The sequence below is a fragment of the Enterococcus sp. AMC1252 genome (genome assembly GCF_058216515.1).
This window is the reverse complement of sequence record NZ_CM177097.1, coordinates 2,885,114-2,910,177: the sequence shown is the minus strand read 5'-3', so window position 1 is coordinate 2,910,177 and position 25,064 is coordinate 2,885,114. Positions and strand designations below refer to the sequence as shown.

Here is a 25,064-nt window from a genome sequence, read left to right as displayed (position 1 = left end):
TTTAATGATTATAAGAAAAAATATGAGACAGTCATTTTAAATTTTTTGATATTAATTATAGGTGTCTCTCGTTAGATCTAAAAAACCCTCACATCTCGGGGAAATTGTTTTAATAACTATTGTAATCCAAGGGACATATATTATATAATTATTATGTTACAAAGAAAGGATAGTGAGAAAATGAAAAAGGTTAGTTTATTGTTGTTAGTTTTATCAGCGTCTTTTGCTCTAGGCTCAGCCAGTGCTAATGCTGCAGAAGAGGAAATCACTGCTGTACCTTATGGGGAGATGCAAAGTGTGGAAGGCTTGCAAAATGAAGAGTCGGAAACAGCAGAAACATTTGCGCAAAATGAACGTGTAGGAGTACCACAAGTTTCTTATCGTACCCATGTTCAAGATGTTGGATGGCAAGGTTGGAAGAGTAATGGTCAAGTATCAGGAACTTCTGGTAAGAAGAAACGTCTAGAAGCAATCCAGTTAAAATTGAATACTCCTTATAGCGGGGACATCCAATACCGTACCCATGTTCAAGATATTGGATGGCAAGGCTGGAAAAAGAACGGTCAAGTATCAGGAACTTCAGGTCAAAAGAAACGCTTAGAAGCAATCCAAATCAAATTAACTGGTCAAATGGCTCAAGTATATGATGTATTTTATCGTGTCCATGCCCAAGAATTTGGCTGGATGGGCTGGGAAAAAGGCGGAATTCCTGCTGGAACATCAAAATATTCTTATCGTCTAGAAGCTATTGAAGTAAAGCTTGTACCAAAGAAAAATTATTTCACAATAAATCCCTCAGCTAAGACTTCATACAGAGACAATAGAAAAGTCGCTGGCGAATTGGATGCTAAAAAATTAGGTGTTCCAAATAAATATTTAGAGAATGGCTTAAAGCTTTTCAAAGATTCTAATTCAGTTGTAAAATTTGCTGACAAAGAACTGTACGATGCTAATCGTAAGACAATCGCTTATCAAACGTATGAATTAAGAAAGAATTTTAAAAAAGTAGGATATACAGTTGAGTTTTACTATCCTTATTAATAATTGAAAAAGAACTGTAGCTAACATTAGATAATGCTAGTTACAGTTCTTTTTTTGTATATTCTTAATAATTGATGCTAGAGTCAACCAATCAGACGCAATAGTAGATTCAAGTTTTTGATTATAAAAAACAGCTGCAGGATGATAGATTGGAAATACTGTAAAGCTGTCACTTGTCTTAGTAAGTGTATTTGCCTCGTTTGAATATACCAAGATTGGTAAATGAAGCAACTTACCATGAGAGGACGAAATCGTATAGTTATTGCCCAATAGTCGTTGTAAACCAATATTGCCCATTGGAACAAGTATCTTTGGGCGGATCATTTGGATTTCATAATCTAATAATGGGGCGTAAGCCAAGACTTCGGTTTTAGTGGGCGTTCGATTAGGATACTTTGTTTCGACGATCCCAGTTCTTTTATTGAGTTGTTTTTTTATGCTGAAAGGCCTGCTTCTGACGGCGCTTGTAATATAAATGTTTTCTCGGTTCAAACCTGATTTGGCTAACCAGCCATCGAGCTTTTTACCTGATCGACCGCTAAAAGGAATAGCTGTTTTTACCTCAGTTTCACCAGGAGCTTCTCCTACTAGCATCAGTACGGCATTTTTAGGACCTTTTCCGGAAAGGAAACCTTCTAAGTTATGTCCCGTCATTTCTCTTTGGACTACGTCAACTAATTTTTTTGGATAGTTCATGTGCGAACATCTTCTCTCTAAAAAAGCGTGCTGATCAGATTCAATCAGCACGTTTTTGTTCTTTTTAAGCCCAATCACCATTACGGAAGATTGGAACACGTGTGCCGTCTTCTCTAATTCCGTCGATGTCCATTTGGTCTGATCCAACCATGAAATCAACGTGAGTATGGCTGCGGTTTAGACCAGCATTTTGTAATTCTTCTTCACTCATTTCAGTTCCACCTTGTAGATTAAAAGCATAAGCAGAACCAAAAGCTAGATGATTTGAAGCATTTTCATCGAATAAAGTATTGTAGAAAATGATTCCAGATTGAGAAATCGGTGAAGGGTCTGGCACTAAAGCGACCTCACCTAAATGACGGGCGCCTTCGTCTGTTTCAAGTAATTTTGCTAATACATCTTCCCCTTGTTCAGCAGAAAAATCAATGACTTTACCGTCTTTAAAGGTAAATTTCATACCAGAAATAGTTGTACCAGCGTAACTTAATGGTTTTGTGCTGGAAACAACACCATCCACATGACGACTGTCAGGCGCTGTAAAGACTTCTTCTGTCGGCATATTTGCCATGAATTTTTCGCCACGAACATTGTCGCTGCCAGCACCTTCCCATAAATGATTTTTCGGCAAACCAATTACTAAGTCTGTACCCGGTGCTGTGTAGTGTAAAGCTTTAAATTGTTCTTTGTTTAATTCATCGGCTTTTGTAGCCAATTTGTTGTCATGCGCTTCCCATGCAGCAACGGGATCTGCTTCGTAAACACGAGTTGTTTTAAAGATTTCATCCCAAAGAGCATCGACTTGTTGCTCTGAATTTTCTAAGTTAGGAAAAACTTTAGCTGCCCATTCTTTGCCAGCCGCTGCTACAACAGTCCAGCTAACCTTGTTGGCTTGTGTTGCTTTTCTTAGGTTGACTAAAGCTTTACCAGAAGCTGATTGAAAAGCTGCTACACGATCTGAATCTACCCCTGCTAAAGCGTCAGGATTAGATGAAACAACACTGATTCGACTAGCGCCTTTATTGATCCAGTCATCTGTTTGATCTATTTTATGCTGAGGAATATTTTCCAAATATTTTTCATCTGCATGTAGTAAGAATTCACGTTGAACGATATCGTCAGCCCATTGAACAATTACTTCACCAGCGCCTAATCTATATGCCTCTTCTGTAATCAATCGTGCTAGAGGTGCTTGATCAACGCTGATTTGTAAAACGATGCTCTGCCCTTTTTGAACGTTGACACCTGTTTCAGCAATAAGTCTAGCATATTTTTTTAATGTATCATTAAAATTTGGTAATGTCATAGAATAACCTCCTAGTTTTTCATTCGTGTAATCGACAATATCATAACACGTAAAGCCTGTGAACTCAAACAATCAAATAGGTTTAACGTCTTATTTAATTCTGAAAAAAAGCTCTTGAAAGTCCCGTCTAATCAAATAAATAAAATAATATAAATCGAAGGACTAGTATTTTGCAGAATAAACAAATCGTGTTACAATAACTGTAGTATTTATATGGAAGCGTTGTAAAGGATAGGTAGAGGGGATTGAAAGATTATGGCAAGAAAAAAAACAATTACTAAAGATCAGATTTTAAATGCTGCATACGAAGTAGTGGCCACTGAAGGCTTTTCGAAATTCACCGCACGAAACATTGCAACCAAAATGAAATGCTCAACACAGCCTATTTATTTAGAATTCAAAAATATGGATGATTTGAAAGAAGAATTATTTGAAAAGATTCATCAGTATTTAGCAAAAGAAGTATTTCCGGTGAACCATACAGGGAATACTATTGTGGATTTAGCTTTGAACTATATTCATTTTGCTAAAAACGAAAGTAAATTATACCGTGCGTTATATTTAGAAGAATATGGTGGCGGAAAAAGAATGCAGGAATTTTCGTATAGTTATTTTTCTAATGCAGTTAAGCAAGATCCAGATTATGAGAATTTAAATGACACAGAAATTAATTCTCTTCATATGGGAACCTGGATTGTTGCTACTGGAATTGCAGCGCTAATGACTTCTGGTATTATTCATCCAAGTGATCAACAAATTGAACATTTGATGAAAGAAGCAATCGACCAGATATTAGAACGAGATGAACCAATCGATATCGATAGTTAAATTCAATTAAAACAGGAGGCTGTCGTAAAACTCAATGAGTTTTACGACAGCCTCCTGTTATGCCAATGACTATTTTACAGCTTCTGCCAATTTTTTAGCAAAGGCTTCAAGATTTTGAATATCTTCTTCTTCAGCTGCTAGATCGACTTTTACACTATCTGCACCTTTTGTAGCACCAATTTTTGTGAAAACTTCATCAAAATCATCTACTGATTTACAGAAATCATCGTAAAAAGTATCCCCAGAACCACATACACCATACGTTTTTCCAGATAAATCGATTTCTTGTAATTCTTCATAGAAGTCAACGATTTCATCAGGTAGTTCGCCATCACCATATGTGTAAGTGGCAACAACACATATGTCCGCATCGTCAAAATCTTCTGGATCAACTTGTGTACATTCGTTGATTTCAACTTCAATATTTAAATTTTCAAGAGCTTCAGCAACAATGTCTGCGATTTCTTCTGTATTTCCAGTCATGCTTGCATAAACGATTTTAGCTAAGGTCATTGGAATTCCTCCTTCAAGTAATACAACTTTGATTATATCAGAAGAATGAAGGTTGTGTAAATTACAAAATTGAGGTTGAAACCTAAGAAATTGCTTTTGCAACAACGTTTAAGGATGCTGATAGGGAGAAAAAGCAATGAAATCTATTTTTTACAACTACTTTTCAGTGAAATTTTCATAAATTATGATAAAATACACTTATATAAAGATTATCTAGCTCTGTGGGCTAGTCTCAATGAAGAAAGATAAAATATGTCGATGACAGAAAGCATCACAAACGTATTTTCCTATTTTTCTATGAGATTGAACGAGCCTGCTGCGCTTTTATAGTATCTAGCTTAAGAGCTAAAGTTCTAAGGATTGAAGGTTTTAGGAAAAAGATAAAAAATAATTTTGGTAACGCGCACCACGTTTATTTTTTCCTATTATCCTGTCAAGGTTGACCAAGCTCTTTCAGCTTTTAAATTTTAGGAGGACGATATTGAATGATTACACTAAAATCACCAAGAGAGATTGAAATGATGGATGAGTCTGGAGAACTGTTGGCCGATGTTCATCGTCATTTACGTACCTTTATTAAACCAGGAATTACGAGTTGGGACATTGAAGTATTTGTAAGAGATTTTATTGAAAGCCACGGCGGGATTGCCGCACAAATTGGTTTTGAAGATTATAAATATGCGACGTGCTGTAGTATCAATGATGAAATTTGCCATGGTTTTCCTCGGAAAAAACCATTGAAAGATGGCGATTTGATCAAAGTTGATATGTGTATTGATTTAAAAGGAGCAGTATCAGATTCTTGTTGGGCCTATGTCGTAGGAAAATCAACACCTGAATTGGATCATTTAATGGAAGTCACTCGAAAAGCGTTGTACCTTGGTATCGAACAAGCACAAGTTGGTAATCGTATTGGAGATATTGGGCATGCAATCCAAACGTACGTTGAAAGCGAAAACTTGTCAGTTGTAAGAGACTTTGTAGGACACGGAATTGGCCCGACTATCCATGAAAGTCCAGTTATTCCTCATTATGGCGAAGCAGGTAAAGGATTACGCCTAAAAGAAGGAATGGTAATCACGATCGAACCAATGGTCAATACAGGGACTTGGCGTATGAAAATGGATCCGAACGGCTGGACAGCGTATACTTTAGATGGTGGTATCAGTTGTCAATTTGAACATACATTAGCTATAACTAAAGATGGACCAAAAATTTTAACTTCTCAAGGAGAAGAATTGACTTATTAATTATTAGAGGAGCATTTTATGAAACTGTTGGACAAAGTAAAAAGCAATGAAAAGTTAATGCGTTTCATTGAAACAACACAACATCGTATGATTGATTCAGAGATTGGAAATACGTCAGTCGTTGTGGCGTACTATTTACTTTTGTCCCTGTTTCCTCTACTGATTGCGGTAGGGAATCTTCTACCGTATTTACATATTGACCCGAATGAAGTGTTACCTTATATTGCTGAAGCCATTCCCAAAGCCATTTTTGATGATTTAAAGCCAGCCATTCAATCACTGTTGACCCAACGTTCAGGTGGGTTGCTGTCAATCTCTGCATTAGCTGCTTTATGGAGTGCTAGCCAAAGTATCAATGCTTTACAAACTGCGATGAACAAAGCATTTGGCGTTGAACAACGTAAAAATTTTATTATTGTCCGCATTATGTCCTTGCTTGTGATTCTCTTGTTTATGATAGCAATCGTGGGTGTGGTCGGAGTTTTAGGTTTAGGTAAAACTATTCTAGACTTACTACAACCGATATTTCACTTCTCAACTGACTTCATTGATACTTTCCAAGCTTTAAAATGGCCGATTACTTCTTTGGTTCTATTGGTTATTATGTGTTTGATTTATCGTGTTGTACCAAATGCAAAACTGAGCTTCCGTTCCATCATACCAGGTGCGGTGTTTGCAACTGGTGGTTGGATGCTGTTGTCACAGGCGTTTGGCTTATATATTAAGTATTTCAGCTCAAAAATTGCTAGTTATCAAATCATAGGAAGTTTCATCATATTGATGTTGTGGTTGAATTTTGCAGCAACGATTATTATTCTAGGTGGTATCATCAATGCTGTTGTCAAAGAGTATATATCAAATGAAAAAATTCAGCATCGTTATGGATTGATCAACAGACTAGTCGATAAAATAAAAGAAAAATTAAAGAAATAGACCGAATGCTCTTGATTCAAATAAACGAGTTGATGTTTGGGTTTCATATTCGGTGGAAACACTTGTTCCAACTTGTAAATGCTGAATGATTCGGTATAATATACGATGTACATTAAGAAAGTAGGTTCATCATGTCGATGTTTATTTATGAAATTGTTATCCGTCTATTTCTGACGTTTATTTTATCGTTGATTACAACGCCGATTATTAAATTATTGGCTTTTAGAATAGGGGCATATGATGCTCCAGGAGAAAGAAGGGTAAATACTAAAAATATGCCAACAGCTGGTGGATTGGGTATTTATTTTGTCTTTTCATTTTCTTGTCTAGTTATGTTTCAATCGATTATACCAGTTGATTATATATGGCCAATTATTTTAGGTGCGGGGATCGTTGTTGCGACCGGGCTAATAGATGATATTTATGAATTATCACCGAAGAAAAAAACACTTGGGATTCTATTAGGTGCATTGGTCGTTTATTTTATAGCGGAGATTCGAATCGATGCCGTAACATTGCCATTTTTTGGACATATCGATTTACGTTGGGTTAGTTTACCATTGACTTTATTTTGGATATTGGCTATTACAAATGCAATCAACTTGATTGATGGTTTGGATGGCCTGGCTTCAGGAGTATCGATTATCAGCTTAGCAACTATTGGAGTCATTGGTTATTTTTTCCTTCATGCTAAAACAGTGTATATTCCAATTGTGATTTTCGTTCTAGTCGCTAGTATCGCAGGTTTTTTTCCTTATAATTTCTATCCAGCCAAGATTTTTTTAGGAGATACAGGAGCTTTATTTTTAGGTTTTATGATTGCTGTTATGTCTTTACAAGGGTTGAAGAATGCTACATTCATTACAGTTATTACACCAATGATTATTTTAGGTGTACCAATCACAGATACTGTCTATGCGATTATTCGTCGGTTAATGAATAAGCGCCCAATTTCTTCTGCTGATAAGATGCATTTACACCATCGTCTGCTGTCGCTTGGTTTTACTCATAAAGGTGCGGTCATGACGATTTATGGTTTAGCATTGGTCTTTTCTTTTGTGGCGTTGTTGTTCAGCTACGCAAGCAATGTTGCGTCTATTCTGCTGATTGTTTTTAGTGCAATCGGGCTAGAGTTATTTATTGAAATGATTGGACTTGTTGGTGAAAATCATCAGCCGTTGATGTATATTTTACGTATGTTTGGAAATCGCGAATTTCGTCATCAACAATTAGAAAAACGCTTAGGCAAACATTCTAAAAAAAAGTAAATAATAAATGAGAATCTTTGCTGGAATTTTAAGCTGTGTTATAATTTATTGATTGAGTAAAATGAGAGAGCGGGACAAAACACTGCAAGTTTTGCTCCGCTCTCCTAAAATTCAACTAAATAATAAGTGAATACAAGGTGTAAGAGGTTTTATTCATAGGAAAAAGCTTCTTGGCAGATAAATTTTATAATGGCAAAGACCTAGGTGCGGTTGCTACTTTACTTTTGGTAGAGATGAGCTAGATGGATAATTACTGGCTTGACTCATCTTATTTTAATGAGGAGCAAAAATATGAATGATAGAATAACGATTTCCATTGTTACTCACAATAGCCGTCATATTTTTGATGTGCTTGATAATTTAAAAATTGAATTAGGGTTAAAATCAAATTATGATATACATATATTTGACAACGCGTCTGAGCAAAGTTATATAAATAAACTTGAAGGCTACGGCTCATTTATCTTCTTGCATAAATCTGAAGAAAATAAAGGTTTTGGTTATGGTCATAATCAAGTATTGAAAAATGTTGACACGCGTTATGCGGTGATTTTCAATCCAGATGTTTTGATAACAAAAGAAGCATTGGATAAAATGATTCAACGAATACAAGAAGATAAGCAATTAGGGGCAGTGTGTCCCAAAGTATTGAATTCAGATGGTACAACGCAATATTTAGTCCGTCAAAAATTAGATGTATTTGATTATATGTTGCGATTCGTTCCATCTCAATCAATCAAAAAGTTATTCGATAAACGTTTAAGTTATTATGAATGCAGAGATTTACCTAATGATCAAACAACATATATAAAAATGGGCTCAGGTTGTTTCATGGTTATTGATATCGATAAATTTAAAGAGATTAGCGGTTTCGATGAACGGTTTTTCATGTATTTTGAAGATAATGATCTGTGTTTGAGTTTAGGAAAATCGGGTTATAAAATTTTATATACACCGTTTGAAACTGTGATTCATTTATATGAAAAAGGTGCGCATAAAAACATAAAATTATTTAAAATATTTTTACATTCTATGATTAAATTTTTCAACAAATGGGGCTGGAGGTTTTTCTAGTGGAGAATAAGTTGGTTGTTACGATCGTTTTATATCAGACTGAATTCTCGCAAACATCTAGTTATGATTATATAAAAAAAATGATCATGGAAAAAACAACAATGTATCTATTTATTTACGATAACAGTCCAAAAGCGCAAAAGGATGAATTATTTCATCTGAAAAATGTTCACTATATTCATGACGGTTCGAATCCAGGATTGGCTAAAGCATATAATGCTGGTGCTCAGTATCTTATGGACGTTCAAGGAGACTTGCTGTTGTTACTGGATCAAGATACTGTGCTTGATGATCATTATCTTGAAACGCTTTTTAGTTTGTCATTAGACGAAGAGGTCGGAGCATACGTTCCAATTGTCAATTCCCATGGTAGACAAATATCTCCAGTGTTTTCTGATGAATACGTTGGACGAAAGTCTGAGTTGCCAAAAGTTGGTCTCTATTCTAAAAGACTGATGGGCATTAATTCTGGAACAGTGATTCCTTTTGCCACACTGAATAGCATTGGCTCATTTAACTTAGAGTTTCCTTTAGACTTTTTAGATCATTGGCTTTTTTGGAAGATTCATCAATTAGATAAAAAAATCAGTGTTTTAGATCATCAACTAGCACATGACCTATCTGTGTTAGATTACCGAACGGTTAGTAGTGAGCGATATGAATCGATTATTCGTGGGGAAACGCTTTTCTATAAGAAATATGATCAAGAGAAGTTTTATAGCCATAGAAGGCATCTGCTTTTTAGAACAATCAAACAATTTTTACGTGTTAAGAATCGCGGAATTTGGCGCAGAACTTTTTTGGAGTATCGATCACTAATGAAAGGAAAATAAATGATCTCAGTTTGTATTGCGACATATAATGGAGAAAAATATTTAGAAGAACAGCTTGAAAGTATCTTACCCCAGTTAGCCTGTCATGATGAACTGATTATTTCAGACGATGGCTCTAAAGATGGGACCTTGGAGATAATCAAACGCTATGCTGAAAAAGATCAGCGGGTAAAGAAGTTTGAGGGGCCAGGCAAAGGTGTGATTGCAAATTTTGAGTTTGCTATCAACCAAAGTCAGGGAGAATTTATTTTCCTAGCAGATCAAGACGATGTCTGGCTACCAGAAAAAGTTCAAACAACATTAGAGTTTTTTCGTTCCCATCCCAAAATAGATTTAGTGATCAGCGATTTAGTAATCGTGGATGAACATTTGGAAGTAATCCAACCTTCCTATTTCGAGTATCGAAATGTGACAATCGGCTTTTTTCATAATATCGTGAAAAATAAGTATATTGGTGCAGGAATGGCTTTTCGTAGTAGATTGAAGGCAAGAATATTACCGATTCCTGCTAAAGTTCCTATGCATGATATGTGGATTGGGTTGATTGCAGCTTATCGGAATAAAAGTGCTTTGATTCCACAAAAACTCACTCTATACCGCAGGCACAATAACAATGCGAGTGAGATCAATACGAAAGCTAGCTTTTTCCAGCAATTGAAATGGCGCTGTGCAATTAGCTATGTATTACTCAAAAGAATATTTTTTAATTCATAGAAAATAGCTACTTTACAGTTTTATAAAATATTCTTAAAACGAATGACAATCATGGTTAATAATGTAATAATAGCATTTAGTGATGTTAGTAAATAAAATAAATTAGTATAAGGAGTTTTTTTCATGAAAGGGATTATCTTAGCTGGCGGAAGTGGAACCAGGCTATATCCATTAACTAAAGCCACATCAAAACAATTGATGCCTATCTATGACAAACCGATGATCTATTACCCAATGTCTACATTGATGTTGGCAGGTATCAAGGAAATTCTAATTATTTCTACACCAGATGACACACCTCGTTTTGAAAGTTTATTTGGTGACGGAAAAGATTTAGGAATCCATATTGAATACGCAGTTCAAGAAAGTCCAGATGGTTTAGCGCAAGCATTTATTATTGGCGAGAAATTCATTGGTGATGATAGCGTATGTTTAGTTTTAGGTGATAATATTTATTATGGCGGCGGCTTATCTAATATGTTGCAACGTGCAGCATCAAAAGAAAACGGAGCTACTGTTTTTGGTTATCATGTGAATGATCCAGAACGGTTTGGTGTAGTTGAGTTTGATGACCAAATGCAAGCTCTTTCAATCGAAGAAAAACCTGAGAAGCCAAAGTCTAATTATGCTGTGACTGGTTTGTATTTTTATGATAACGATGTAATCGAGATTGCCAAAAATATCAAACCATCGGATCGTGGAGAATTAGAAATCACAGATGTAAATAAAGTTTATTTAGAAAAGAATAAATTATCTGTTGAAGTGATGGGACGGGGTTACGCATGGTTAGATACTGGAACCCATGAATCATTATTAGAAGCATCGACTTTTATTGAGACAATTGAGAAACGTCAAAATTTAAAAGTGGCTTGTTTAGAAGAAATAGCTTATCGAATGAGCTATATTACAAAAGAGCAACTGATCGAACTAGCACAACCATTAAAGAAAAATGGTTATGGACAATATTTATTAAGATTGGCAGAAACAGATTAGGAGCGAATAGAGAATGAAAGTTATTGACACAAAATTACAAGATGTAAAAATCATTGAAATGGACGTTTTTGGCGATCATCGTGGTTTTTTTACTGAAAGTTATTCCAAAGAAAAATTTGCTGAGCAAGGATTAGATTTTGATTTTGTACAAGATAATCATTCTCTTTCAAGTGAAGCGGGCGTACTACGTGGGTTACATTTTCAAAAAGGTGAAGCGGCTCAAACAAAGTTGATTCGTGTTGTGACCGGTGCGGTATTAGATGTAATCGTTGATATCCGTAAAGGCAGCCCCACATATGGACAATGGGAAGGGTATATTTTATCTGAGCATAACCATCGTCAACTATTAGTTCCTAAAGGTTATGCACATGGATTTGTGACGTTGACACCAAATGTTAACTTCATGTATAAGTGTGATAATTATTATAATGCAGCTGCAGACGGTGGGATTGCTTTTGATGATCCTAATCTAGCAATTGATTGGCCTATCGATATTCAAAAAGCAATTACGTCTGAAAAAGATAAAAATCACCCAACATTAAAGGAGTTTGAACCAGAAAATCCTTTTGTTTATGGTGAAATCTAAAAAAATTAGGAGAGATCTTGAAGATGAAAAACATCATTGTTACTGGTGGAGCTGGATTCATCGGATCAAACTTTGTTCATTATGTAGTGAACAATCATCCAGAAGTTCATGTGACTGTATTAGATAAGTTAACATATGCGGGAAATAAAAAAAATCTTGAAGGATTACCAACAGATCGTGTTGAACTAGTTGTCGGTGATATTGCGGATGCTGAATTAGTTGATCGTTTAGTCAAAGAGACAGATGCGGTTGTTCACTATGCAGCGGAATCTCACAATGATAATTCATTGAATGATCCATTTCCATTTGTACAAACAAATATTATTGGGACCTATACATTGATTGAAGCCTGTCGTAAACATGATGTACGTTACCATCATGTTTCAACAGATGAAGTTTATGGTGATTTGCCATTACGTGAGGATTTACCGGGACATGGTGAAGGTGAAGGCGAGAAATTCACAGCTGAAACACCTTACAATCCATCAAGCCCGTATTCTTCTACAAAAGCAGGTTCGGACTTGTTGGTAAAAGCTTGGGATCGTTCCTTCGGTCTAAAAGCAACAATTTCCAACTGTTCTAATAATTATGGGCCATATCAACATATTGAAAAATTTATTCCACGCCAAATTACCAACGTGTTAAGTGGAATTACCCCTAAATTATATGGTGCTGGTAAAAACGTTAGAGACTGGATTCATACAAATGATCATTCTTCTGCTGTTTGGACGATTTTAACCAAAGGTAAACTTGGGGAAACATACTTAATCGGAGCTGACGGGGAAGAAGATAATAAAACGGTAATGGAATTGATTTTAGAGTTGATGGGTCAACCAAAAGATGCGTATGAGCACGTAAATGATCGTCCGGGTCATGATCTTCGTTATGCTATCGATTCTTCAAAACTACGTGAAGAATTAGGTTGGACGCCTGAATTCACTAATTTCCGTGATGGTTTAGCAGATACGATTCAATGGTATAAAGAAAATTCTGATTGGTGGGAAGCAGATAAAGCTGCTGTAGAAGCCAATTATGCGAAAAACGGTCAATAAATCGGTATCATATTTCCAACGATTTCTTACATCAGATTTTAACCGAGTATGATTAAAATAATGAGTTGTTGAGCGTGGAACAAAACTAAAAAATGGTTTTGATCCGCGCTCTAAATACGAAGCGATAGCGAGACAGCAGAATGAAATAGTTTCCAACAATGAATTTTGTCATCGTTTTTTTTTTGAAGGAGGATATAAGATGATACTTTTAACTGGCGGTAATGGACAATTAGGAACAGAGTTGCGTCATTTGCTAGATGAACAAGGTGTGGAATTCGTTTCCACAGGTTCAAAGCAATTAGATATTACGGATGCAGATAAAACAATGGCCTACATCACAAATTTAAAGCCAGAAGTGATTTATCATTGTGCAGCGTATACGGCTGTAGATAAAGCTGAAGATGAAGGAAAAGAATTAGACGAAAAAATCAATGTAGACGGCACACGTAACATAGCTGCTGCAGCTAAAGCTGTGGATGCTACATTAGTTTATATTAGTACAGATTATGTTTTTGATGGGACTAAAAAAGAGGATATGTACAAGACGGATGACCAAACAAATCCTCAAAACGAATACGGTCGTACAAAATTATTGGGCGAACAAATTGTTCAAGAAATTATGGAAAAATATTTTATTATCCGTACTTCTTGGGTATTTGGGCAATACGGACATAACTTCGTGTTCACCATGCAAAAATTAGCAGAAACTCGGGATCAACTGACCGTGGTTGACGATCAATTTGGTCGACCTACTTGGACTAGAACATTGGCTGAATTTATGGTTTTTGTTATAAAAGAGAATGTTCCTTACGGCATATATCATCTATCTAATGATAATAGCTGTAATTGGTATGAGTTTGCTAAAGAAATTTTGAAAAATACAGATGTAGAAGTTTTACCAGTAGACTCAAGTAAATTTCCGCAAAAAGCGATTCGACCTAAATATTCTGTAATGGATCTTAGCAAGACGAAAGAGCTAGGATTTGAAATTCCAACTTGGGAAAAAGCGTTGGAATCTATGTTGACATCTATTACAAAATAACGAAGATTATTTAAGGAATAGAAAGGGTTAGGGCGTTTCTATTCCTTATCAACTTTGTTACGTCTGCCCTTTATTTAGTGGAGAAAAATAATGAAAAGGTATGGTGTATGATGGTTGTCATTTCTGCAGATAAAAAGAAAAATTTGTATAAGCTTCTGACGTTACTTGTCGGTTGTGTAATTTTTGTATTATTGATTGAACTGTTGGTGTTTAATTTTTCCTATTTTAGATACGGAAGTGTTAGTGAAAATATGACAAATATAACACTTGATAATGTTGAAAAAACAGGAGAAAATTCCTATAAGCTGATTGACAAAGATAAAGAAGGTAAAATGGTTATTCCAAACACTAAAAGTGGAGCAACCAGACTATCATTCATATCATCAGTTGTTCCAGGCCCTGATGCTATAGTAAAGATAACAAGTCCAGGCACGAATTATGGTGAAAGAAAGATTCAGGATTCATTAGAAGTAATCAAAATCATTGATAAAAAGAATCCAGTGACATTAACGTTTCAAAATATTGGTGATCGTGAGTTTCAAATAGCTGATGTAAAACGAACGAATAAGTTTCATTTTAACTTGATTCGATTTTTTGTTTTATTATCGTTAGCTATCTTCGTTGTTTTGATTGCTAGCGGGATATTTAAAGGACGTTATGAGTATTTTACTATTTTTGCTATTATTTTATTTGGTTCTTTATTATCTGTACTCATGCCCGTCGGACAAACGATGGACGAACGTGCTCATATTCTAAAAAGTATTTCGGTAGCGGAAGGAAACCTATTCTTTGAAAATGGAGATAAGTTACAATTACCTGCTGGTTTTGAAACGATGTATGTAGAGGAACCATATACCGCTTATGAAGAATTTAGAGACATGTACAATAAAAATAGTGCTAAAGGAAAATCAGTACCGATCGAAGAAAAAAAAGAAACTTCTGCGGTTACGTATCCATTTTTCTCTTATATTTTTAGTGGAATAGGAGTAAAAGTAGCAATGTTATTCCACTTACCGATGATTTTTTATGTATGGTTTGCTAGAATATTTAATGTCTTAGCTTACGGATTATTAGCATTTTTCGCAATCAAAAAAATGCCATATGGTAAAAGGGTAATGGCATTTTTTGCGGCTCAACCTGTAATGTTGTACCTTGCAGCATCAGTTGGGGTAGATGCGCTACTAGTAGGTGTGGTCATGTTGGGATTTGCGCAAATTATGCGAATTCGTTATCAGAAGTCTCATATAAAACTATCTGAATTTATCTTGATTGCTGCCTGTTTTAGTATGGCAATCATTATTAAGGTAGTTTATGCACCAGTGTTGGTTCTGTTTTTCTTATTGGGAAGTGATAACTTTAAGAATAAAAAAGCGCAGTGGATATTATATAGCACCTTATCACTATTACTCTTTGTTGTCGCTCTTTTAGTTTATAAATACTCATCTGATATGGGCATTAATCAGTGGAAATTACCGAATGTTGACTCGGATGAGCAAATGGCAAATATTATAAAAAATCCAATAAGCTATCTAAAAATGCTGATTGTTTTCTTTTCAACAAATAGTATTGGGTATTTATCTTCAACGTTTGGTTTAATGGGCTATGTATTAGTTATCAATCCGTTAGTTACTATTTTAAATATTTGTGTAACAGTGTTCCTATGTCTATTTGATTATCAAGAAGCTCAAACAAAAGAGAACGTTTATTTTAATATAAAAGAAAAAACAATAGTTGGATTTTCTGTTATAAGTATGATTATTTTGAGTGCTACAGCCCTTTATATCACGTTCACACCTGTAGGCGAACTTAAAGTCGATGGCTATCAAGCTCGGTATCTAACGCCAATGGCAATTTTAGGGATGTACATTTTAACATCAAAAAAATTAGAATCTAAATATAGTGAAAAAACAATGGATAAAGTAACATTCTTCAGTAGTTCGTTACTCCTTATATTTGTTTTTGTTCAAATTTTAATAAAATACTATTTTTAATAGTTACTAATTGGTAAAGGAGGAGTTACTTTGCGCGTTCTTTTAGTTATTCCTGCATATAATGAAGAAGAAAATATTTTAAATACAATTATGTCGATTGAAAATTTCAAAAAAAAGAATAGTCATAATTATTCTTACACAATCGATTACGTGGTCATCAATGACGGTTCAACAGATAAAACCCAAGAGATTTTAGAAGAAAATAAAATTAATGCGGTTCACTTGGTGATGAATTTGGGGATTGGTGGAGCTGTCCAAACAGGGTATCGATACGCAGAAGAAAATGATTATGATATTGCTGTGCAGTTTGATGGGGATGGGCAACATGATATCCATAGTTTGGATGTTGTAGTACAACCAATAATCAAAAATGAATCAGATTTCGTTATAGGCTCGAGGTTTTTACCAAATCAAAAAGCGGATTTTCAAACAACCTTTATGCGTCGTGTTGGAATCAAAATTCTTTCTTTTTTGATTTATCTCTCATCCGGGAAAAAAATATATGATGTCACTTCTGGCTATCGAGCTTGTAACAAAAAAATCATCGGATATTTTTCAAAAAAATATCCGACGAGTTACCCTGAACCAGAATCCACTGTACACTTATTGAAAAAGAAATTTAAAATCAAAGAAGTTGCTGTTAATATGATGGAACGTTCTGGTGGACAATCATCGATTCGCTCATTTACTTCAATCAAATACATGTTTGAGGTAAGCATTGCGATCATTGTTTCAGGATTTATGCGGGAGGGAGACTAATGAGTCCGATTTTAAGAATAGAAATGCTGATATTCTCGATACTCTTTTTTGTTTATATTATTCGTTCGATCAATAAGAATATTTTCTTGTTGAAAAATGCTATCGGATGGCTGTTTATATCTGCTGGATTAGTGGTTTTCGCTATCTTTCCTAAATTACCAGAGTGGTTAGGTAAGCATCTAGGATTTGAAACAACGTCTAATTTCTTATTGATCGCGGCGATATTTGTCTTACTATTTATTGAAATCAAAAATTCCGCTTTGGTGTCAAAACAGCAAAACCAAATAAAACTGTTAATCCAAGAACTTTCAATATTGAAAGATAAAAAGGAGAAAAAATAATGTTCTTATTCTTAATATATGTCGTTTTATCCACTTCAGGTCTGATCTTAGTGAAGCTAGGTTCACAAGCCAATTCAATTCAGATCACGAATGCTATTTTTTCTTTTTCAATGTCTTTTACAACCATCATAGGTTTTTTATGCTACATGTTTAGTTTTGTTTTGTGGATGGTCATTATTAGTAAGTCAGAAGTTTCTTATATTGTTCCTATGGGGGTTGCATTTACAAATATCGCTGTTTTAATAGGGTCAAAACTTATTTTACAAGAACAAGTTTCACTTGGGACAGTTATTGGGACATGTGTGATTATTTTAGGGATCGTTATCATTCAATTAGCTAAGTAAAAAGCCTTTAAAATCAGCTTTCAGTCACTAAATCTTAAGAAAATACTTACATAACTTGAAAAAAGTGCGTATATTCTTTAAACTAGTAATGTTATGCAGCTTATTTTTAGTGGAATGATAAGAGCGATGGAAATAGGAAAGGAACAGAGTCAATGATACGAGAAACACTATCTATTTTTAAAAATATTTTTGAAAATAGAAAACTGTTATTACAGTTTTCATTTAACGATTTTAAATCAAAATATGCAGGTTCTGCTTTGGGAATCATCTGGGCGTTTATTACCCCTCTGGTTACCGTACTTACTTACTGGTTTGTTTTTTCTCAGATTCGTGAGCGAGGAGCAAATGAGGAATATCCCTTTATCGTTTATTTAGTTACAGGATTAATCCCATGGTTCTTTTTCTCAGATTCATTGATGTCTGCGACAAATGTTTTTAAAGAGTACAGTTATCTTGTAAAAAAAGTAGTCTTTAACGTACAAATTTTGCCAACATCGAAAATTTTATCAAACCTATATACGCATCTATTTTTTATTGTGATTGGTTTTGGTATCACTTCATTGACTGGCATTTATCCAACGTTACATGCGTTACAATTGATTTATTATCTATTCTGTTTGATTATCTTCTTAACAGGAGTTACTTGGTTAACAGCTTCAACACAACCATTTTTACCAGATATCATGCAATTTATCAATGTAGCGATGCAAACAATTATGTGGACACTCCCCATTTTATGGTCGCCTACCGGTTGGATCGAAAAAGTACTGAAATTGAATCCACTTTACTACATCATACAAGGATATCGTGATTCATTTACAGGTAAAGCGTGGTTCTGGGAACATTGGCAATATGGCTTGTATTTCTGGGGCTTTACGATTGTTCTTTTGTTAATTGGATCAACTGTATTTAGACGTTTGAAACCTCATTTTTCAGATGTATTATAAAGTATAGGAGAGTAAAAAATGTCAGAATATGCAATCGATATACAGAATATAACAAAAACATATAACATGTATAAAAAACCGTCTGATCGTTTTAAAGAAGCGTTGAATCCAATGAAAAAAACGTATCATGATCTTTTCTATGCATTAAAAGATGTCACAATGCAAATTGAAAAAGGTGAGATGATTGGATTTGTTGGAGAAAATGGCTCTGGAAAATCAACGATTCTTAAAATAATTACAGGTGTCTTAACGCCAACTTCTGGTTCTATGACGATTGATGGGAAAATCTCAGCGTTATTAGAACTGGGCTCTGGTTTTAATCCTGAGTATTCTGGCTATGAAAATATTTTTTTAAATGGAATGGTTCTTGGTTTTTCTAGAGAAGAAATGGAAGAACGAGTGGATGATGTTATCAAGTTTGCTGATATTGGCGATCACTTATATCAACCTGTAAAAACTTATTCTAGTGGGATGTTTGTTCGCTTGGCTTTTGCTGTAGCAATCAATGTTGATCCTGATATTTTGATCGTAGATGAAGCCTTAGCAGTAGGGGATTTAGAGTTTCAATTGAAATGTATGGAGAAATTTACCGAAATCAAAAATTCAGGTAAGACGATTCTTTTTGTCTCACATGATGTAAACTCCGTTCGTCGCTTTTGTGACCGAACATTCTGGTTGAAAAATGGAGAAGTTGTTGAATACGGTGACACTATGGACGTGACAACGAACTACGAAAACTTCTTAAAGAAAAAATCAATCAAAACAGTTGATCGTGAAAAAACAATTCAAAATGAAGAAACGGTTCCTGATATTATTGAAGTCGATAAAGCGACCTTGCTAAATTATGCTCTAGAACCTTTAGAAATCGTTACTCAAGATGAGAAGGTTATCGTAAAACTAGAGTACACTGTTAAAGACGATACAATAAAATCACCTGTGTGCGGAGTAGCCATTCGTACAGTTGATAATAATTACGTGTGCGGGCTAAACACGTTGTTAGATGGTGTTGAAATTCCTTGGAAAAAAGGTAAAAATGTCTTTTATCTAGAATATGGAAAAATGTCTCTTTTAACTGGGGAATATTATTTTGATATTGCTTTCTTTGAAGAACACGCCACAGTACCTTTGGTTTATAAAACGAAATACCTGACCATGTTTATTAGCGGTCGCTATGCAGGCGAAGGCATTGTCATTTTAGATCATGAATGGAAGGATACTATTAAAAATGAAATATGATTTTGAAATGGAAGTTGACGAGAGTACTAGTGTTGGTAAAATCGTTGCCCAAATTAAAGAGAATAGTCGGGTATTAGAATTTGGACCAGGAAATGGCCGAATGACAAAATATTTGATGGAAGAAAAAAATTGCTATGTTGCAATTGTTGAGTTGGACAAAGAGTTATATGATCATGTTAGTGAGTTCTCCAACGACGGATTCTATGGGAATATCGATGAAGAAGCTTGGACAAAACACTTTGAAGGTCAAACCTTTGACTACATTATTTTTGCGGATGTCTTAGAGCATTTGATGAATCCTAAAAATGCACTTATGAAAGTCAAACCTTTTTTAAGTGCTGAAGGTCAAATCCTAATCACTTTCCCAAATATTGCACATAACTCTGTTTTGATCGACCTATTTAATAATAAATTAGATTGGCGTGAAACAGGGTTGCTTGATGCAACACACAAGTCATTCTTCGTTCAAAGTGGTTTTGAAAAACTTTTTAATGAAATTGGTTTATTTATCGCCAAAGAAGATTTTACGATCAACGAAGTTGGTTATAATGAACTAGAATCCAATTATGAAGACTTGCCAGTGGAAGTTCGTGCTGCTTTTAAAGCGCGTCCATTTGGGGAAGTCTATCAGTATTTCTACGCACTTTCTGCTGAAACTGTGGAACATCCAACCCGGGTAATACCCGAAAATTCAAGTTATAGAAAGAATATCCATTTTTTATATGACTGTGGTGAAGAAGATCAAAAAGAATTTGATGTTCAGCTTAATAATGTGTCGGGTGAAAATAAAACATTTACAATCGAGGTACCGGAAAACATTAAGTTATTAAAAATTTTCCCTAGCTTGACAGGAGTGGTAGTAGACATAGAATTGGCAGTTGAAGGGGCAACAGTACAACCTAGTGCGACGAATGCTGTCTACAATAAGGAATCATATTATTTCTTTTCTGATGATCAAGTTCCTGTCATGGAAATAGCTGACAAAAAAATCGCCGGTAAAACCATGACGATCACGGCAGATTATAAATACGAAGGCAATTTTTCAGACACAGTTCATGGGTTGATTGAATATGCAATCACGCAGAAAACAGAAAATAATCAGTCAAAAAATTCAGAATTAATGGTGAGTGAAAGACAAATGGCAAGTTATAAAAAAGTATCAATCAGTAAATTTGATTCGCTCGTTTCACTTAACATCGATGATATTGTTCGTCATGTTGAGGAGAAAAAGACTGTGATTCGTGGTTGGGCGTATTCTAAAGAAGATAAATTACCAGTTTCCTTTAAAGTAGCCGCTGAAGCGACTGTTGAATATTCTGTAACAAAAGAATATCGTAGAGACGTTATTGATATGTTTGAGCTAAAAGGAGATCAAGAGTATGGATTTGTGATCGACGTGATCGATCCTGACGATCAACCAACCTATACATTGAATGTTTCAGCTGATAATGGCCGTAAATTACAATACCGTTTAGAAAAACCAAATATGGTACAGCCAGGTAATAAAATACAACGAGCAATGCGTTCCATACAAACACGAGGTTTAATCGGCTCTGTGAAGTGGTATTTCAAACGCCAAGAACAACAAGAAACACCTGTTGATCCGTCGGCTATTTTGGAAGAAATCAAAACATTTAAATATCAACCGAAAATTTCTGTAGCTGTTCCTGTGTATAACGTGGAAGAAAAATGGTTAGATGCTTGTGTATCCTCTCTTCAGAATCAATATTATGAAAATTGGGAGCTATGTTTAGCAGATGACGCTTCACCAAGTGATTACATTAAACCATTACTTAAAAAATATGCGGATGCAGATGATCGCATAAAAGTCATTTATCGTGAAGAAAATGGTCATATATCTGAAGCAACAAACTCAGCATTAACGATTGCAACAGGTGATTACATCGGTTTTATGGACAATGATGATGAACTAGCTCCACAAGCGTTGTATGAAGTTGTAAAAGCGTTAAATGAAGATCAAACGATTGATTTTATTTATACCGATGAAGATAAAGTCACTGAAAGTGGCAAACGTTTCAACGCATTCTATAAATCAAAATGGAATTCTGAGTTGATTTTAAACCATAATTATATTACGCACTTTGTTGTAGTAAAACGGTCTCTATTAGAAAAAACAGGCGGTTTAAAAACTGAATTTAATGGTGCTCAAGACTATGATTTTGTTTTACGTGCTACTGAAAATGCAGAAAATATCGCGCACATTCCAGGTATGATGTATCATTGGCGGGCAATTGAGTCATCTACTGCTTTGAATCCTGAAAGTAAAGGTTACGCATATGTTGCTGGTCAACGTGCAGTGCAAGCTGCAATGGATCGTCGCGATATCAAAGCAAATGTTGAAATTGCTGAGTTTTATGGTTCATATAAAATAAACTATATCTATGAAACAGTGCCAAAAGTGTCTATTGTGATTACGAATGATACAGATGATATCAATGACTATTTAAAAAAATTATTGGAAAAAACAATTTACGAAAACTATGATATCGTTTTACCAAAATCATTGAAAGAAAAAGTCAAATCATCTAGTAATAAGCTTATCTATAGTGAAGGTCAAACAAGAGATGAATTGGTTCAATCAAGTACAGGAGAATACATTGTTCTTTTAGATGCAGGATTGGTACCAACGAAAAGTAATTGGCTTGTTGAACTGATGAACATGGCACAACAACCGACAGCAGGAATTGTAACAGGCAGGGTCGTGGATCAACGTTATCGCATTGAAAATATCGGTATTTCTATCGATACAGAGAAAAAACGCCTGATCTATCCTGAACAAGGTACTCCTGGTAAGAGTTTAGGCTATTACTATCGTATTGCTTTACCAAGAAACGTGCAGGCTGTATCTGAAACATGCATGATTTTCAGAAAAGCGGATTATCTAGCCGTTTCAGGTATCAACGAAGAGCTAGGTAAGGATATTATGGGTGTGGATTTATCATTGAAGTTTGCTAAAGAATTAGATAAAAAAATTATCTATTGTTCTTATGCTATTTTCAAAGCAGAAGAAAAGCATCAGACGCTTGATAAAAAAGGCAATTTTAAGGCATTAACAGATAAGTGGTCTGAACAGGACTTAGTCGACATTTATAAAAACCCAAAACGTCAATAAGATCAGACCTTTAATTATAAGGAGAGCTAAACATGAACGATGAGATAAAGATCATTATTGATAGTATCTATCGAGAGAAACAAACAAATAACTTAACAATAACTGGCTGGGCTTTGGATACAGATTCAAAGTCCTCCCCAGTTATTTCAATCAACAATCAAGAGCAAGTAATATCTTTTGACATCAAACGTGTTTTACGAGAAGATGTCAACCAAATCTACGAGGTAGAACCAAACGTTTTAGCAGGGTTTGAAATAAAACTAGAAGGTATTCAAAAGAAAAATAAATTAGAAGTTCGTTTTGTCTCAGAAGAGTCACAATCTAGCAAAATAGAATGGATTGATTTAGCAAAAAAACATCCTCTAATTCCTGGTACTGAAGATAAAATGGCAAGATTGATGATAAAAGTACATAAAGGCATCAATTATCTAAAAAGAAACGGGATCAAAAGTACGATCCAACGTGTAAGAATAGAAAAAATCAGAAATCAGTCATCTTATCCAAGTTGGTTGGAAAGAACTGAGCATTTTGACTTTGAGCAAATCAAAGCTGAAATCAGCACATTTAAATATCAACCTAAAATTTCGATCGCTATGCCTGTTTATAATGTAGAGGAAAAGTGGTTGCGTCGTTGTATTGATTCTATTTTGATTCAAGACTATTCAAATTGGGAACTTTGCATGGCGGATGATGCTTCCACAGATCCTAAAGTGAAAGAACTATTAACTGCTTATAATGACTCAGATGAACGAATTAAAGTTGTTTTTAGACCAGAAAATGGACATATTAGTGAAGCAACAAATTCTGCCCTAGCCTTAGCTACAGGAGAATTCGTTGCATTATTAGACAATGACGATGAGTTGCCAAGAATTGCTTTTTATGAAGTTATCAAAGCTTTAAATGAAAATCCTGAATTGGATTTACTTTATAGCGATGAAGATAAAATCGATATGGAAGGCAATCGCTCGGATCCCTCATTTAAACCAGATTGGTCGCCAGATTTATTATTAGGAACAAATTACATTTCTCATCTTGGTGTTTACCGTAGAACAATTCTTGAAGAGATTGGCGGTTTTAGAAAAGGGTATGAAGGCTCCCAAGATTATGATTTAGTTCTTCGATTCACTGAAAAAATAACGAGTGAGCGAATCAAACATATTCCTAAAGTTTTGTATCATTGGCGTATGTTGCCAACATCAACAGCAGTTGACCAATCTTCAAAAGGGTATGCTTTTGAAGCGGGTCTAAGATCAGTACAAGATGCATTAGTTCGTAGAGGGATCAAAGGTCATGCAACTCATGGCCAGGCAAATGGATTATATGATGTCTATTATGATATTGAATCAGAAGATCTAGTTTCGATCATTATTCCTACAAAAAATGGGTACAAAGATGTGAAACGTTGTGTTTCTTCAATCATTGAAAAAACAACATATGCAAACTATGAAATCATTATTGCTGATAACGGCAGTACAGATGAGAAAATGAAAGAACTTTATGATTCATATAAGCAAGAACTGGATGAACGTTTTCGTGTAGTCGTAATCGATATTCCGTTTAATTTTTCTAAAATAAATAATATGGCGGCGAAAGAAGCCAATGGTAAATATCTGTTGTTTTTAAATAATGATACTGAAGTGATCAATGCTGACTGGCTAAAATTAATGATTTCTTTTGGTCAGCAAGAGCGAATCGGTTGTGTTGGGGCAAAATTATTATATCCCAACAATACAATCCAGCATGCTGGTGTGATTCTAGGCTTAGGGGGAATTGCAGGGCATGGACACTATGGTTACCCGCATGGTGATTTAGGCTATTTTGGTAAATTGGCACTAAATGTAGATTATTTAGCAGTTACAGCAGCATGTCTGTTGATGAAAAAACAAGATTTTGACGCAGTTTCGGGATTTGATGAAGATTTTACGGTGGCGTTCAATGACGTTGATCTATGCTTAAAAGTAAAAGAATTAGGCAGAGATAATGTATGGCTTCATGAAGCGGAACTTTATCATTTTGAATCTCAAACAAGAGGATATGATGATAAAGGGAAGAAGAAAAAACGCTTTGAAAAAGAAAAAGCGATGATGGAACAAAAATGGTCGAACTTAATTGAAGATGATCCATTTTATAATCCTAATCTGACAAGAGAAATACCTAATTTTTCATATAGAGACTAGGTAAAAGTAA

General features: G+C 34.9%; 23 protein-coding genes. 20 read left to right on the top strand and 3 right to left on the bottom strand.

Features of this window, described 5'->3' with window-relative positions; genetic code table 11:
• Positions 1-180: 180 nt before the first annotated feature.
• On the top strand, positions 181-1,041 hold the full coding sequence (locus AC4BB5_RS13735; RefSeq protein ID WP_490456679.1) for a hypothetical protein: 861 nt from the start codon (positions 181-183) through the stop codon (positions 1,039-1,041).
• A 36-nt stretch (positions 1,042-1,077) separates the two neighbouring features.
• Here the strand turns inward: AC4BB5_RS13735 and AC4BB5_RS13730 are convergent, their stop codons facing one another.
• Both AC4BB5_RS13730 and AC4BB5_RS13725 read right to left on the bottom strand, forming a co-directional pair.
• Positions 1,078-1,737, bottom strand: coding sequence for a uracil-DNA glycosylase (locus tag AC4BB5_RS13730; protein ID WP_490456678.1), 660 nt, complete (start codon positions 1,735-1,737; stop codon positions 1,078-1,080).
• Positions 1,738-1,801: 64 nt separating this feature from the next.
• On the bottom strand, positions 1,802-3,040 hold the full coding sequence (locus AC4BB5_RS13725) for an aminopeptidase (RefSeq protein ID WP_490456677.1): 1,239 nt from the start codon (positions 3,038-3,040) through the stop codon (positions 1,802-1,804).
• A gap of 255 nt (positions 3,041-3,295) precedes the next feature.
• On the opposite strand from AC4BB5_RS13725, the gene AC4BB5_RS13720 reads away from it, so the two are divergent.
• The gene (locus tag AC4BB5_RS13720) at positions 3,296-3,868 is read left to right on the top strand and encodes a TetR/AcrR family transcriptional regulator (protein ID WP_490456676.1); all 573 of its coding nucleotides are present in this window, start codon (positions 3,296-3,298) and stop codon (positions 3,866-3,868) included.
• 69 nt (positions 3,869-3,937) lie between these two features.
• On the opposite strand, the gene AC4BB5_RS13715 is transcribed toward AC4BB5_RS13720, so the two are convergent.
• Positions 3,938-4,381, bottom strand: coding sequence for a flavodoxin (locus AC4BB5_RS13715; RefSeq protein ID WP_490456675.1), 444 nt, complete (start codon positions 4,379-4,381; stop codon positions 3,938-3,940).
• Between the two features lie 485 nt (positions 4,382-4,866).
• On the opposite strand from AC4BB5_RS13715, the gene map reads away from it, so the two are divergent.
• From map to AC4BB5_RS13625, 18 genes are all read left to right on the top strand, one after another.
• Positions 4,867-5,631 (top strand): type I methionyl aminopeptidase, encoded by a 765-nt coding sequence (gene map / locus AC4BB5_RS13710; RefSeq protein ID WP_490456674.1) that lies wholly within the window; start codon positions 4,867-4,869, stop codon positions 5,629-5,631.
• 18 nt (positions 5,632-5,649) lie between these two features.
• Complete coding sequence (locus AC4BB5_RS13705; protein WP_490456673.1) at positions 5,650-6,564, top strand: YihY/virulence factor BrkB family protein; 915 nt, start codon at positions 5,650-5,652, stop codon at positions 6,562-6,564.
• A 131-nt stretch (positions 6,565-6,695) separates the two neighbouring features.
• Positions 6,696-7,832: a glycosyltransferase family 4 protein gene (locus AC4BB5_RS13700; protein WP_490456672.1), complete on the top strand. Its 1,137-nt coding sequence runs from the start codon at positions 6,696-6,698 to the stop codon at positions 7,830-7,832.
• 291 nt (positions 7,833-8,123) lie between these two features.
• Positions 8,124-8,906: a glycosyltransferase family 2 protein gene (locus AC4BB5_RS13695; RefSeq protein WP_490456671.1), complete on the top strand. Its 783-nt coding sequence runs from the start codon at positions 8,124-8,126 to the stop codon at positions 8,904-8,906.
• On the top strand, positions 8,906-9,739 hold the full coding sequence (locus AC4BB5_RS13690) for a glycosyltransferase (protein ID WP_490456670.1): 834 nt from the start codon (positions 8,906-8,908) through the stop codon (positions 9,737-9,739). Before AC4BB5_RS13695 ends, AC4BB5_RS13690 begins: the two co-directional genes overlap by 1 nt.
• Positions 9,740-10,453 carry a glycosyltransferase family 2 protein gene (locus AC4BB5_RS13685; protein WP_490456669.1) on the top strand — a complete coding sequence of 238 codons (714 nt, stop codon included), beginning with the start codon at positions 9,740-9,742 and terminating at the stop codon, positions 10,451-10,453.
• A gap of 123 nt (positions 10,454-10,576) precedes the next feature.
• The gene (gene rfbA, locus AC4BB5_RS13680; RefSeq protein ID WP_490456668.1) at positions 10,577-11,446 is read left to right on the top strand and encodes a glucose-1-phosphate thymidylyltransferase RfbA; all 870 of its coding nucleotides are present in this window, start codon (positions 10,577-10,579) and stop codon (positions 11,444-11,446) included.
• Positions 11,447-11,459: 13 nt separating this feature from the next.
• On the top strand, positions 11,460-12,032 hold the full coding sequence (gene rfbC, locus AC4BB5_RS13675; protein ID WP_490456667.1) for a dTDP-4-dehydrorhamnose 3,5-epimerase: 573 nt from the start codon (positions 11,460-11,462) through the stop codon (positions 12,030-12,032).
• A 23-nt stretch (positions 12,033-12,055) separates the two neighbouring features.
• Positions 12,056-13,084: a dTDP-glucose 4,6-dehydratase gene (gene rfbB / locus AC4BB5_RS13670; protein ID WP_490456666.1), complete on the top strand. Its 1,029-nt coding sequence runs from the start codon at positions 12,056-12,058 to the stop codon at positions 13,082-13,084.
• A gap of 199 nt (positions 13,085-13,283) precedes the next feature.
• On the top strand, positions 13,284-14,126 hold the full coding sequence (rfbD, locus tag AC4BB5_RS13665) for a dTDP-4-dehydrorhamnose reductase (RefSeq protein ID WP_490456665.1): 843 nt from the start codon (positions 13,284-13,286) through the stop codon (positions 14,124-14,126).
• A gap of 107 nt (positions 14,127-14,233) precedes the next feature.
• On the top strand, positions 14,234-16,117 hold the full coding sequence (locus AC4BB5_RS13660; RefSeq protein WP_490456664.1) for a DUF2142 domain-containing protein: 1,884 nt from the start codon (positions 14,234-14,236) through the stop codon (positions 16,115-16,117).
• 30 nt (positions 16,118-16,147) lie between these two features.
• The gene (locus AC4BB5_RS13655; RefSeq protein ID WP_490456663.1) at positions 16,148-16,876 is read left to right on the top strand and encodes a glycosyltransferase family 2 protein; all 729 of its coding nucleotides are present in this window, start codon (positions 16,148-16,150) and stop codon (positions 16,874-16,876) included.
• Entirely contained in the window at positions 16,876-17,217 is a 342-nt protein-coding gene (locus tag AC4BB5_RS13650) for a DUF2304 domain-containing protein (RefSeq protein ID WP_490456662.1), read from the top strand. The genes AC4BB5_RS13655 and AC4BB5_RS13650 overlap by 1 nt, the downstream gene beginning before the upstream one ends.
• Positions 17,217-17,561, top strand: coding sequence for a hypothetical protein (locus AC4BB5_RS13645; protein ID WP_086313945.1), 345 nt, complete (start codon positions 17,217-17,219; stop codon positions 17,559-17,561). The genes AC4BB5_RS13650 and AC4BB5_RS13645 overlap by 1 nt, the downstream gene beginning before the upstream one ends.
• Before the next feature lie 152 nt (positions 17,562-17,713).
• Positions 17,714-18,508, top strand: a complete 795-nt coding sequence (locus AC4BB5_RS13640) for an ABC transporter permease (protein WP_490456661.1) — start codon at positions 17,714-17,716, stop codon at positions 18,506-18,508.
• 18 nt (positions 18,509-18,526) lie between these two features.
• On the top strand, positions 18,527-19,744 hold the full coding sequence (locus tag AC4BB5_RS13635) for an ABC transporter ATP-binding protein (RefSeq protein ID WP_490456660.1): 1,218 nt from the start codon (positions 18,527-18,529) through the stop codon (positions 19,742-19,744).
• Positions 19,734-22,877, top strand: coding sequence for a glycosyltransferase (locus AC4BB5_RS13630; RefSeq protein ID WP_490456659.1), 3,144 nt, complete (start codon positions 19,734-19,736; stop codon positions 22,875-22,877). The genes AC4BB5_RS13635 and AC4BB5_RS13630 overlap by 11 nt, the downstream gene beginning before the upstream one ends.
• A gap of 32 nt (positions 22,878-22,909) precedes the next feature.
• Positions 22,910-25,054, top strand: a complete 2,145-nt coding sequence (locus AC4BB5_RS13625; protein ID WP_490456658.1) for a glycosyltransferase family 2 protein — start codon at positions 22,910-22,912, stop codon at positions 25,052-25,054.
• The last annotated feature ends 10 nt before the right edge of the window (positions 25,055-25,064 follow it).